Source organism: Flagellimonas profundi, assembly GCF_017313275.1.
Taxonomy (GTDB): domain Bacteria; phylum Bacteroidota; class Bacteroidia; order Flavobacteriales; family Flavobacteriaceae; genus Flagellimonas; species Flagellimonas profundi.
The window spans coordinates 151,773-164,523 of record NZ_JAFLNM010000005.1 but is presented as its reverse complement, the minus strand read 5'-3'; the positions used below and the strand labels follow the sequence as shown (position 1 = coordinate 164,523).

Here is a 12,751-nt window from a genome sequence, read left to right as displayed (position 1 = left end):
CATAAAATTATTCTCCTATCTTTAGACCATGCAAGAAAAACTAGCTTCTTTTTCCATTAAACATTGGGCAGATGATGACAGGCCCAGGGAAAAATTGGTGCAAAAGGGGAGTTCCGTGTTGTCCGATGCGGAGTTGATTGCTATTTTGATCGGTTCGGGAAGTAGGGACGAAAGTGCCGTGGAGCTTTCCAAACGGATATTGGCCTCGGTAGACCATAATTTAAATGAGTTGGGCAAGCTTTCCGTAAACCAATTGATGCGTTTTAAAGGTATAGGGGAAGCAAAGGCTGTAACCATTGCAGCGGCACTGGAAATGGGACGGAGAAGACGTTTGGAGGATACCACCAAAATCACCAAGATTAAAAGCAGCCACGATGTTTTTGAACTGCTGTACCCTTTGATCGGAGAACTTCCGCACGAGGAATTTTGGATTGTCTACCTGAACAATTCCAACAAGGTCGTACATAAAGCACAGTTGAGCAAGGGTGGGATTACGGGGACTTTGGTCGATGTGCGCCTGGTGTTAAAACAGGCCTTGGAATTGGGCGCTGTAGGAATTATACTGGCCCACAACCATCCGTCTGGGGCCATGGAACCCAGCGGAGCGGATAAACAAATAACACATAAATTAAAAGTGGCATCAGAAGCTTTGGACATAAAAATTTTGGACCACTTGATTTTATCCCAAAATGAATATTTGAGTTTTGCGGACCAAGGAATATTATAGCCCATGTTATTGATTTTCACCCATAAGGTAACTAACCGATTAACATATACCGCCAAGCAGATTTTTGAAAAAATCTTGGGGGTGGAGATGGGGTTTACTACAAAGGTAGAAGATTTTATAAAGCACGATGGGCCTAAGATGACCTATTCCAAACAACCTTTGCAAAACGAGTTTTTTGTCAGGAGTAATGACTTGTTGTTCGAACAGGGTATCAATGATTTGGAGATCAAGGTGTCCGATTGGGACGGAATTCCTTGTTTCTTCTCTTCTGGTGAAAAAAGTACGATTCCTTTTGACATTTTTTCAGCTAGTTTTTTCCTCATGAGTCGTTATGAAGAATATTTGCCCCATGTAAAGGACAGTGTGGGGAGGTTTCCCGTAAAGGAAAGCATAGCTTATCAGAATGATTTCTTGGAACTTCCCGTTGTGGATCTATGGGCCAACAAACTGTTGGAATCTTTAAAGCAACGCTTTCCAGATTTGGATACTAAAGAGAAAAGCTATCGTTTTACTTCGATTATAAATGTTACCGCTTCCCATGCTTATGCCATGCGCGGTTTCGCCCGCAGTATCGGAGGCTTACTGTTGGACTTGGGGAATTTTAGGTTTAAGGATGTTCTTGATCGCTTTTCGGTGTTGTTGCGGCTCAAAAAAGATCCGTACGACAACTTTTTTGAATTGATCAATATTCATAAAAAGTTTCCCATTAAAACCATGTTCTTTTTTCAATTTGCAAAACATTCCGCTCATGACAAGAACATATCCCCCAATAACAATCGGTTTCGTTTTCTTATTAAATCGGTTGCCGATTACAGTATTGTATCCTTGAGCACCTCGTTTGTCTCTTCTGCGGACAAAGTGGTGCTTCGTGAAGAGAAAAAACAATTGGGCAATTTGATCAATAGGCCCATTAACTATGCAAGGCTAAGATACAATAAGGTAAATGTCCCCGCCACCTACAGAAATTTGGTGGAAACCGAGTTCACAGACGATTTTTCCATGGGGTATACCCACGAAATTGGCTTTAGGGCAGGTACCTGCACCCCTTTTTATTTTTACGATATCAATACGGAGGTAAGGCAACCTATAAAAATACATCCTTTTGCTATGCACGATTATGCTTTGGTCAAATATAAAAGCAAAGAAGAGGTGTTCGAGAAAATGGATAGGGTTTACCGATTGGTAAAACAGGTCAAGGGCGATTTTATTTTGGTGTTTTCCAATGAACTTTTGGGCGGTAAACAGCAATTGGATTGGATGGAGCTTTATCAATCTCTTTTAAAGCGATACTATGTTTGATCACGAAGTAACCGACGTTTTTTTCGATTTAGACCATACTCTATGGGACTTTGAAAAAAACTCAGCCCTTACCTTTGCCAAAATTTTAGTGGACAATAAGGTAAAGGTTGACTTAGATGGATTTTTGGAGATATATGCACCTATTAACCTACAAATGTGGGCTTTGTACCGCGAGAATGCAATCAGTAAATCGGAGTTGCGCTATCAACGTTTAAAAAAAACCTTCGATACACTTCATGCACCGGTTTCGGACGAGGTGATCCATAAGTTGGCGCACGATTATATTCTAAACTTGTCATCTTTCACCCACTTATTGCCAAATACCGTGGAGACCTTGGAGTATCTATTCCCTAAATATAGGCTACATATAATAACCAACGGATTCCAGGAAGTACAGACAAAAAAACTTCGAGGAAGTGGAATCCACCATTATTTTCAAAAAATAATAGATTCTGAGATGGCCGGAGTGAAAAAACCGCATCCCCACATTTTTCAAATGGCCTTGGAAATGGCTAGTGTAGATCCCAAGAACTCATTGATGATAGGGGACAATATGGAGGCGGACATTTTGGGGGCCAAGGCTTTGGGCATGCAAGCACTGCATTATAATTTTCATGGGGATGATAATCACGAAGTTTGTACGATGATTCATGATCTGATTGAAATAAAAAACATTTTATAGAGTTATATAAAGACCAACAACCCCCATCTTTCGACACTGGAAAATGTGCTTTGCTATGAAAAAATTATGCTATTCCACCCTTTTGGTAGTGGGCTTTTTGTTTTTTATCGCTGCTTGCACAGAAGAGCAAGATTTTAGCCAGATTGACGATTTAAGCGTAACACCTACTTTAGCCTCGGGTCTATTTTATCTGGAATCCGACGAAGCCACCATAAATTCCGCGGGTGCTTTAACTACTTTTTATTTTCGTGAAGTAAACTTTGATGCCTTCAATGAACAATATGTGGCGGAACATCTCTTGGAAGGGACAATAACCTACGAAATAGAAAATACCACAAGCAAGCAACTAAGAATAATCATTGGGTTTATAGATGATGCCGGAAATATTCTTGATACCGAAATTTTTGATATCGAAGCCGGTCCTTCCAGCGTTTTGACCAGAGAAGTATTTTATGGTCAGGGCGGTAAGCGCTTGGATATACTCACTAACACTTCCAGCTTGCGCGTTTCAGCAAATAATTTAAGTGATGACACCAGTGTTTCTTCGGCCGAAGACCCAAAAGTGATCTTTAGGTCCGGAGCGGAATTCCTATTTGAATTACAATGAGAATAGCCTCTAAATTAATACTCTTGGCACTGTTTTGCGGGACAACTGTTCTAGCCCAAAATAAGGAGCTACTGTACGATTTTTATGAAATACCCCAATCTTTAATGGTAAACCCAGGGGTGAAAACCTCACAAAAATGGCATGTAGGAATACCCGTATTGTCTGGAGTGTCTTTTCAGGGAGCTACTAGTGGAGTTACCGTAAATGATCTTTTTGCAAATGATGGTGTTGATTTTACTGCAAAGGTCCAAGATCGTTTGTTGGATGTAATGGGCAACAAGGATGATTTTAGCTCCACAAACCAAATAGAAGGGATTACCGTAGGTTTTAGAGGAAAGAATAGACCCGAGGATTATTATTCCTTTGGAATGTATTGGGAAACTGATATCATTAGTTACTGGCCCAAGGATTTGGCTATTTTGGCCTTTGAAGGAAACGGGGGAGACAATATAGGCCGAAGCTTTGATCTTGGGGATTTAAACCTTCGCGGTGAAATGATCAATGTGTTTCATTTTGGTATCAATAGAAAGATGGGTGAAGCACTGACTTTGGGTGCGAGGGCAAAAATATATTCCAGTATTTTTCAGTTCCAGTCCATAAATAATTCTGGCTCCTTTATTACAAGGCCGGGCCAAAACAATATTTATGAAAGTGCCATTAATGCTGATATGCAGCTTCAAACGGCCGGAATCAGGGGTTTTTATGATATTTTTGAAGCTGATACGGGTACTGAACAAAAAGAAGTGGCTAGTCTATTCACCAAACGCATGTTTTTGGGCGGAAATCTAGGGTTCGGTGTTGATTTGGGATTTAGTTACGAGTTAAATCCGCAGACTACCGTAACGGGAAGTGTTTTGGACCTTGGTTTTATAAACAACTCAAAAGATGTATGGAACTATAACTTTAGCGGAAGTACCGTAACAGATGGAATTTCTGTATTTCTACCGGAAGATATAAACAATGTTGACAATGATCTATGGCAAGATTTGTTGGATGAAATAGAGGAAGCATTGCCAAATGGCGAAAATGAATCCGGTTACATATCCTGGAGACCGGTAAAGGTATATGGTTCCATCAGATATGATTTTGGGCAAGGCGGAAGCACCGTATTCGATAATTGTGGATGTGGCGTAAATGCCGGCGGAGGAACCAATCGTGATTATTACCGAAATAGTCTTGGTGGGCAATTATTTATGATGAAAAGGCCAAGAGGTGTACAGGGCGCACTGACAGGTTTTTACCAAAGAAGATTTGGTAGGGTCGCTTCCTTGAAAGCCACATATACTGTTGATAAGTATTCTTTCACCAATATTGGATTAGGGGCCAATTTTCAATTGGGCCCGGTCAATTTTTATGTTTTGGCAGATAATCTTTTAAGTTATTCCAATATAGCTGATAGCCACTATGCATCTTTACAGTTCGGATTTAATATTATATATTGGAACGATAATTGATTATCTCTACTATATGAAATCTAAAGTATTGTACATATTGCTTTTTGCAATGGGGTTAACGGGTGCTGTGAATGCCCAACTGAATAGTTATAAATACATTGTTGTTCCCAAAAAATTCAGTGTGTTTAAATCAGAAAACCAGTACCAGACCAGTACATTGGTAAAATATTACTTTGCGGAAAATGGATTCAACGTAGTATACGACGATGCCCTTCCGATTGATTTGACCGACAATGGATGTCTTGGCCTCACTGCCGACCTTATCGACGACTCCTCCATGTTCACCACCAAGGTTAGTATAGCTCTTAAAGACTGCAACAACCAAGAAGTTTTTAGGTCTACACAAGGAACCAGTAAACTCAAGGGTTATTATGAAACTTATAGGGAAGCTATTGCAAATGCATTTGTTTCTTTTGCAGGATTGAATTATAAGTACGAACCAAATAAGAACAAGGCAAAAGAACCCGATACAGTTACCATAAGTTTTAAAGACGATGTAAAATCTATTGAAAAACAACCGAAAGAGCATGTTGTTGAACAAAAAGCGACAAAGGAAGAACAGGTTTACAAAGCTGTACGGCCCAAACCATCCAAAATTGTTAAGGCTGTAGATAAAGAAGTATCGGCTATGCCCGTTCCAACAGAACTTTTGTATGCCCAGCCAACGAAAAGCGGGTATCAGTTGGTGGATAGCACACCAAAAGTTGTACTTGAGTTGGAGTCCACCTCAATGGAAAATGTTTTTATGACCGATTTCCAAGGAAACAATGCAGTTGTTTTTAAGAAAGAAGGTAAATGGTTTTTGGAATATTCGGAGAATGGCGAAAAAGTGCAAAAGGAACTCCATATCAAGTTCTAAAATTCGTACTTATCCTTCCATCTTTTCTTTAAAAAATCTTTCATGGAATTTTCTCTAGGATTGTTTCCTGGCCTGTAAAAGGTGGTTCTGGAAATTTCATCGGGAAGAAACTCAAAGTCCACAAAATTATTTTCATGGTTATGGGCATAATCGTACCCTTTTCCATACCCAAGATCCTTCATTAATTTGGTGGGGGCGTTTCTAAGGGGTATCGGCACTGAGAGGTCCCCTGTTTGCCGTACCTTTTGTTGCGCTTCGTTTATGGCCATATAACTGGCATTGCTTTTAGGGGAACTTGCCAAGTAGGTCGCGCATTGACTCAAAATGATCCTAGCCTCTGGATATCCAATAGTGGTTACGGACTGAAAAGTGGTGTTGGCCAAGACTAGGGCTGTAGGGTTGGCATTTCCAATATCTTCGGATGCCAAAATAATCATTCTTCGCGCAATGAACTTTACATCCTCTCCGCCTTCGATCATACGTGCCAACCAATACACCGCGGCGTTGGGGTCACTTCCGCGAACACTTTTAATAAAGGCCGAAATAATGTCGTAATGCTGCTCCCCGGTTTTATCGTAAAGTACGGTGTTTTTCTGGACCTTGCTTAGCACTAGATCATTCGTTACAACAATTTTATCACTTGCCTCCGAATTGATGATAAGTTCAAAAATGTTGAGCAATTTTCGTCCATCCCCTCCAGATAATCGCAGTAGCGCTTCCGTTTCCTTTAGCTCAATTTGTTTTTTGGAAAGATTACTGTCTGTTTTTATGGCCCGCTCCAATAGGGCAACAAGGTCTTCTTTCCCAAAAGGATTAAGGGTATACACTTGACACCTTGACAAAAGTGCGGGTATTACCTCAAAACTTGGGTTTTCTGTGGTAGCCCCTATTAAGGTGACCCAACCTTTTTCTACAGCGCCTAATAAAGAATCCTGTTGTGATTTACTGAACCGGTGAATTTCATCAATAAAGAGGATTGGGTTTTTGGAAGTGAACAATCCCCCGCTTTGTTTTGCTTTCTCGATTACCTCTCGAACGTCTTTTACCCCACTGCTGATCGCACTCAAAGTGTAAAAAGGTCTTTGGCTTTCTGTTGCAATAATGTTGGCCAAGGTGGTTTTTCCAGTTCCTGGGGGACCCCAAAAAATCAAGGAGGGAATCACACCGGTTTTTATTTGGTTGGTCAATGCGCCCTGATTTCCCACCAAATGTTGCTGACTAATGTAATCCTCTAAGGTTTTTGGTCGTATGCGTTCTGCCAAAGGTTCGTTCATGAGGTAAAAATAAAATAAATTTGATGGTCTGTTGTTCTTGTAAGGGAAAGGATTTATATGTATAACCTGACAATTTGTATAATTTTAAGGTTATGGCGGGATGTTTGATTTTGTATGGATATGAGTTCAGATTCATTTAAATTTTCCAATGCCGTGGTATTGGCGCCTTTGGTCGCAGTACTTTCCATTTGGATTGTTTTTTGGGTTGAAGTGAAGTTTGGCATCAACCTAAACGACTATGGAGTATATCCAAGGAGATTATCTGGCTTAAAGGGAGTATTCTTTAGCCCGTTTATTCATGGCTCCATTGCCCATTTGTACAATAACACCATTCCCTTGGCCGTTTTGACCGCCTTCCTTTTTTATTTCTATCAAAGTGCAGCACTTAGGGTATTGGTATTTGGGACCCTTGTCTCTGGACTGCTTACATGGGCCATCGCGAGACCATCTTACCACATTGGAGCGAGTGGAGTGATCTATTTATTGGCAAGTTTCATATTCTTTAAGGGAATATTGGCCAAACATTATCGTTTGGTTGCGCTCTCATTGATCGTGGTTTTTATTTACGGGAGTATGATTTGGTATATCTTTCCGGTCAAAGATGGTATTTCCTGGGAAGGGCATCTGGCAGGATTCGCTACGGGTCTGGTTCTCGCCCTTATAACCAAGGTTCGTGTTCCAGAGGCACGAAAGTTTGATTGGGAACGTGAAGATTATAAGGAAGAGGACGATCCTTTTCTACAACATTTTGATGAGGAAGGGAATTTTATCGAGACTGTTACCGAAGAACCAGAGGAACAAATCGAAATTAAATACCACTACAAAAAATCCACTGAGGAGTAAAGGTTATTTTTTGCGCTGTCTCACCACTTCATAAAGGAAAACACCACAGGCTACCGAAACATTCAACGAACCGATTTTTCCCAGAAGAGGCAGCTTGGCTTGATGATCAAGTATGTTTAGGGTAGAGGGGGAGATGCCTTTTTCCTCCGACCCCATGATTATGGCCGTAGGTTGGTTAAAATCCACTCCATAAATCTCGTTTTCAGCTTTTTCCGTAGCGCCCGTTACCACGACACCTGAGGACTGTAGATAGAAAATAGCGTCTTTTAAATGGTCTACCTTGGCAATTGGGACGTTAAAAGCCGCACCGGCAGAAGTTTTCACAGTGTCATCTGTTATGGGTGCAGCACCGTTCTTTGGAATGATGATGCCATGGACACCCGAACATTCCGCAGTACGTATAATGGCCCCAAAATTTCTTACATCCGAAACTCCATCCAGCATTAAGAACAAAGGAAGCTCATTCTTGGAAAGGACCTGTTCCACCAATTCTTCAAAGTTGTGGAATTGTACTGGGGATATTTGAGCAACCACACCTTGGTGGTTGTTACGGGTAAGACGGTTTAGTTTTTCAATCGGAACATAGGATAGGCTCATTCCACTTTTGCGTACAGTGGATTCCAGTTCTTTAAAGAGCTCACCTTTGAGGCCCTTTTGGATAAATATTTTGTTGATGGGCTGGTCAGCATTTATTGCCTCCATAACGGCCCTTATGCCATAAATGATGTTCTCGTTTTTCATGTCGCAAATTTAGGCATAAAAAAAGCACTCGTTTTGAGTGCTTTTCAATTTTTTTAGTTTAGGGTTTATTGTTGTTCAAGCCAATTTAAAACCTGAATAACATCTGCTTCATCTTTAAGCTTTATTTTATTTTCTTTCAAATAAGTCTTTATGGTATCTCGCTGATCGGCAGGTAATAATTTTAATAACTTCCTGTTAGAAATCACTAATTCGTCAATTCTATTATTTTCAGGAACTTCCAGATAATATTCTGTGAATTGAGAGAATCTTGGGGGAATGGCTTTAACAAAGGAATTTTGTGCTTTCTGACCCTCAGTATATTTTACATCAACACGTTTGTAAAACTTGTATTTACCGTCAGATAGCAATGTTAAATAACCGTTTTGTGTTAAACCGGAGTTGTCAATGAACGTTTTAAAACTAAAAATTTTACCATCTACACTCCTTAAATTGATATTCTTGTCCCTTCTTAATCCACTTACAGGTGAGTTTGGTGTATTAGAGCTTTTTATTTCAATTTCTTCCATGTAGGCGTTGTATCGGTAAAAAACGTCAGATTCAAAATCATCTTTATAGTAAAGCTTACCAGGCAAAAAAACGTCAGTAGTATAAGCGGAACCTTGTATGTCCGACTCTTTTTCTTTTCTTTTTTCCTTCTGGGAATTCACATCTCCCAACAAGTATGAAATTGATGCGCTATTACCAGAAGTGCCAGAAACTTGACTTGCATTAACTGTTCCAAAAGTTTGGGCAATTGCACTTGATGCGCCAACAAAAACTAAACAAGCAAAAAGGTATTTTTTCATGTGTTCGATAATTTATAGAAATCTATAAATAATGTTTATAATTTATTTTATAGAAATGTTAAATTTTGTAATAATTATTATTTGACCCACCTTCAGATTAATTATTTAGGGAGTTGATAATAATACTACCGTTATTCGTGGCAGTCAATAACAGCTCTTTGTTCGTAGTGCTATTTAACCAAACCAAATCCTTAACATTACCTTCAAGATAAAGCCCAGAGTCGCTTCTGCTCATAATGTTATAACCATCTTTTTGATTTGAAATCAATACAACGCCCGAAACAAAATCCAACCGAGGAGTTTCAACTTCGGTTTGGTAAATATTACCAGCTAGAATACAGTCTTCAAAGCCATCACCGTTTAAATCTTTGAATTCAGTCGCCAAAATTGGAAAAGACTGTGCCGCTGTCGGTAAGTCTTTTAATTCGAAATCACCATTTCCTTTATTTAAAAGTAAAACAGAATTAAAGTTGGTTACTTCATTCTCATAGGCAGTTTCCAATTTTTCCCCATAAACATCAACTAGTTTTGCATTGGCAAATTCGTCGAAGGTTTTGAATTTTTCCTTTATAAAGGGCATTTGTTGAGAGGAACATTCTCTTCCTCTAACAGGCACAAATTCTCCTTTATATTTCTTACTTAAAACGATATCGGGTGTACCATTATCATCAAAATCGTTAGCGTAAACTTTAAGAGGTTTGTCTTTACTGGCTTTGAATTTAGTGTTTTGTCCTACATTCCCAACCAAGTAATCAGGCTTGCCATCATTGTTAATGTCAGTTTCTTTTACTGTGAACCATGATCCTTTTTCGTTGTCAAAGGAATAATCTTTTAATAGCGAAAAGGTGCCACCTACGTTTTTAAAAAAGCCAATTTTGGTCCACTCTCCAACGGCAATCAAATCTTCTTTGTCATCACCATTAAAATCAGTGATTAAAATATCATTGACAATACCAAAACTTTCAAGCTCAGGAATAATTTCTTCGGTAACATCGCTTAGTGTTCCTGCATTATTTTGATAGACAATAGAGGGTGAAAAACGAGGGTAATTTTGGGGTATAATTCGATTGCCGACAATGATATCCAAATAACCATCTTGATTAAAATCTAAACTGGCGATTGTTTTTCCAGATTTTGGAAAACTGTTTAAGGCTTGTTGTTGGTTTCTCGTAAAATTACCTTTCCCATCATTTAGATATAATCTATCCGTGTAAAACGACGAATGCTCTAAAAATTCATTACCACCACTAACTATAAATAAATCTTCATCTCCATCATTTTCAATATCTATGAATAGTGCCGCGGTATCTTCGTAAGCCTTATCATTATCAAAGGCAGGGATATTCTTTTCTGTAAATTTTCCTTGTTCAGATTGAACAAACAAAGCGGTTGGTTGACCCGAAGCGCCCGCAACAACAATATCCATATAACCGTCACCGTTAACATCTGCTTTTTCAATAAAAGGACCTTGTGTGGATTGTTTGTAAGGAAGTAAAATTTCTTTTTCAAAGTCATCATAAGGGTTTTCCTTGTGGGAATAGTCCAACCCGATTTCATTTGGATCTACGGTCTCAAATAAGCTTGGTGTTCTGGAATCAGGAACACTTATATTATTTGCATCCGATTCATTGACCACAAGCTTTTTATTAACATCGACATTATAGGAGACATGATGCTTGCCATTAGGCCAGGAAATATAAACAGAATCAACTTTTGAAGTATTTCCCAGGCCAAAATGGGCTATGTTTTGGTGAGATGATCGGTAACCGCGAACTGTTCTTGATTCAACGATCTGCGAATTATTTCCGTCATAAAAAATTTCAATTTTCGGATAGGCCTCACTCAATTTACTTTTGGCGTCAACCATTAGAAAATTACCTTTTTTATTATCTACAGCAGTGTTTTTATAAAGAAAGGCAACTTCGTCCATGTTGTTTACCACAGCATCTAGATCGCCATCGTTGTCAAAGTCCGCAATTGCTGCACCATTACTAAACGAAAAATCTGCCAATCCCCAATCCTTGGCCTTGTCGGCAAAGTTTAAATCACCATTATTTTCAAACAGGATATTTGGAAGTTTTTCTGATGGCATTGATTCGTACAAACGTTTCTTAACTTCTAACGGTACATTGCCCTTATACTTTACTTTGGCCTTGTAGACCTCTTGTTGAAGGTCGTTGTCGAGGGCGTATCTTCTATACCCATTGGTAACAAAAATATCTTTATCCGCATCCAGATCATAATCGGCCATGAGTACGGACCAACTCCAATCGGTATTGGCTAAATGGGTTTGTTGGACAATGTTCGAAAACTTGTTGTTCCCCAAATTCAATTGGAGGGAATTGTACATATATTGGTAGTGAAACCCGGCTTTATTTGTTAAATAATCGAACCTGGCGGTATTCATGGATGCCATTAAAGTTTTTGACCTTACATGATCATCAGCGGCCATATCCAGAACAAATATATCCTGAAGTCCATCGTTATTGATATCTGCAATATCCATACCCATTCCATAGTATGATATTTGCTGGGTATAGGATTTTATTTGGTCCGAAAATGTACCGTTGCCATTATTGATGAACAGTGCATCCGGTATATAATAATCACTGGCCACATAAAAATCCAAAAGATTGTCATTGTTAATGTCGGTTACCGTGACACCCAATCCAAATAAAGGACGTTCCAATCCGGCCGCTTTGGTAATGTCTTTAAATTTTCCATTGTCGTTTTCATAAAAATGACAGCTATTGAAATATTTTGCCTCTTCGCTTTCTGAAATCAGCTTGAATAGGTTGATAGGGTCAACGCCGTAAAACTCATTCTCGTTCATGACAAAGCAGTCAAGGTCATTGTCGTTATCAAAATCAAAAAATACGGTTTGGGTACTTATTCCCTGATCGGCCAAACCAAATTCCTCCGCTTGTTCGAGAAATGTTCCATCTTTTTGATTGATGTAAAGTAGATTGCTGCGTTTTTCCCGTTGATAGGGACCACCTTGTGAAATATAAATGTCCTGCCAACCGTCATTATTGATGTCAACGATACTTACACCATTACTCCAGTTTTTATTGGTATTGATATGTGCGGAGTCCGAAACGTCTTCAAACTTGAAATCCCCAAGGTTTTTATAGAGCTTATTGGCAACTTGATTGCCGCAGAAGAAGATATCTTGAAGGCCATCATTGTCGAAGTCAATAATTCCGACACCGGCACCATTATAAAAATAGTCGTAGTTAAAAAGATTTTCTTTGGTCTCAATATTTTCTTGTATGGTATTCTGAAATTGGATACCACTTGTCTCAGCATCAATTTTTTCAAAAATGGGTTGATTTGATGTGATATTGGAATCATTGGTTTTTTTGTCCTTACATGCAGATGTGAGCATACAAACCAATGATAGTATAGTTGTTCCTTTGAAGAAATTCATAATTAACGGAGGAGATCAATTATTTTTTT

The 12,751-nt window shown here is 39.0% G+C and carries 11 protein-coding genes; 7 read left to right on the top strand and 4 right to left on the bottom strand.

Features of this window, described 5'->3' with window-relative positions; all coding sequences use genetic code 11:
• Positions 1-28: 28 nt before the first annotated feature.
• The 6 genes from radC to J0654_RS17230 are packed head-to-tail and all read left to right on the top strand — an operon-like array spanning position 29 to position 5,628.
• Positions 29-727 (top strand): RadC family protein, encoded by a 699-nt coding sequence (gene radC / locus J0654_RS17255; RefSeq protein WP_207030358.1) that lies wholly within the window; start codon positions 29-31, stop codon positions 725-727.
• 3 nt (positions 728-730) lie between these two features.
• A complete protein-coding gene (locus J0654_RS17250) occupies positions 731-2,026 on the top strand; it encodes a polysaccharide deacetylase family protein (protein ID WP_207030357.1) in 1,296 nt (431 codons plus the stop codon).
• Complete coding sequence (locus tag J0654_RS17245) at positions 2,019-2,708, top strand: YjjG family noncanonical pyrimidine nucleotidase (protein ID WP_207030356.1); 690 nt, start codon at positions 2,019-2,021, stop codon at positions 2,706-2,708. The genes J0654_RS17250 and J0654_RS17245 overlap by 8 nt, the downstream gene beginning before the upstream one ends.
• A 55-nt stretch (positions 2,709-2,763) precedes the next feature.
• Positions 2,764-3,315 (top strand): hypothetical protein, encoded by a 552-nt coding sequence (locus J0654_RS17240; RefSeq protein WP_207030355.1) that lies wholly within the window; start codon positions 2,764-2,766, stop codon positions 3,313-3,315.
• Positions 3,312-4,769 (top strand): DUF5723 family protein, encoded by a 1,458-nt coding sequence (locus tag J0654_RS17235; protein WP_207030354.1) that lies wholly within the window; start codon positions 3,312-3,314, stop codon positions 4,767-4,769. Before J0654_RS17240 ends, J0654_RS17235 begins: the two co-directional genes overlap by 4 nt.
• 13 nt (positions 4,770-4,782) lie before the next feature.
• A complete protein-coding gene (locus J0654_RS17230) occupies positions 4,783-5,628 on the top strand; it encodes a hypothetical protein (protein ID WP_207030353.1) in 846 nt (281 codons plus the stop codon).
• Here the strand turns inward: J0654_RS17230 and J0654_RS17225 are convergent.
• The gene (locus J0654_RS17225; protein WP_207030352.1) at positions 5,625-6,902 is read right to left on the bottom strand and encodes a replication-associated recombination protein A; all 1,278 of its coding nucleotides are present in this window, start codon (positions 6,900-6,902) and stop codon (positions 5,625-5,627) included. The two genes, J0654_RS17230 and J0654_RS17225, sit on opposite strands and share 4 nt — an antisense overlap.
• A 120-nt stretch (positions 6,903-7,022) precedes the next feature.
• Between J0654_RS17225 and J0654_RS17220 the strand changes: the two genes are divergently transcribed.
• Entirely contained in the window at positions 7,023-7,745 is a 723-nt protein-coding gene (locus J0654_RS17220; RefSeq protein WP_207030351.1) for a rhomboid family intramembrane serine protease, read from the top strand.
• A 3-nt stretch (positions 7,746-7,748) separates the two neighbouring features.
• On the opposite strand, the gene rlmB is transcribed toward J0654_RS17220, so the two are convergent.
• The 3 genes from rlmB to J0654_RS17205 all read right to left on the bottom strand — a co-directional run bounded on the left by rlmB (position 7,749) and on the right by J0654_RS17205 (position 12,680).
• The gene (gene rlmB / locus J0654_RS17215) at positions 7,749-8,486 is read right to left on the bottom strand and encodes a 23S rRNA (guanosine(2251)-2'-O)-methyltransferase RlmB (protein WP_207030350.1); all 738 of its coding nucleotides are present in this window, start codon (positions 8,484-8,486) and stop codon (positions 7,749-7,751) included.
• Positions 8,487-8,551: 65 nt separating this feature from the next.
• Positions 8,552-9,292 carry a hypothetical protein gene (locus tag J0654_RS17210; protein WP_207030349.1) on the bottom strand — a complete coding sequence of 247 codons (741 nt, stop codon included), beginning with the start codon at positions 9,290-9,292 and terminating at the stop codon, positions 8,552-8,554.
• A 97-nt stretch (positions 9,293-9,389) separates the two neighbouring features.
• The gene (locus J0654_RS17205) at positions 9,390-12,680 is read right to left on the bottom strand and encodes a VCBS repeat-containing protein (protein WP_207030348.1); all 3,291 of its coding nucleotides are present in this window, start codon (positions 12,678-12,680) and stop codon (positions 9,390-9,392) included.
• Positions 12,681-12,751: the final 71 nt, after the last annotated feature.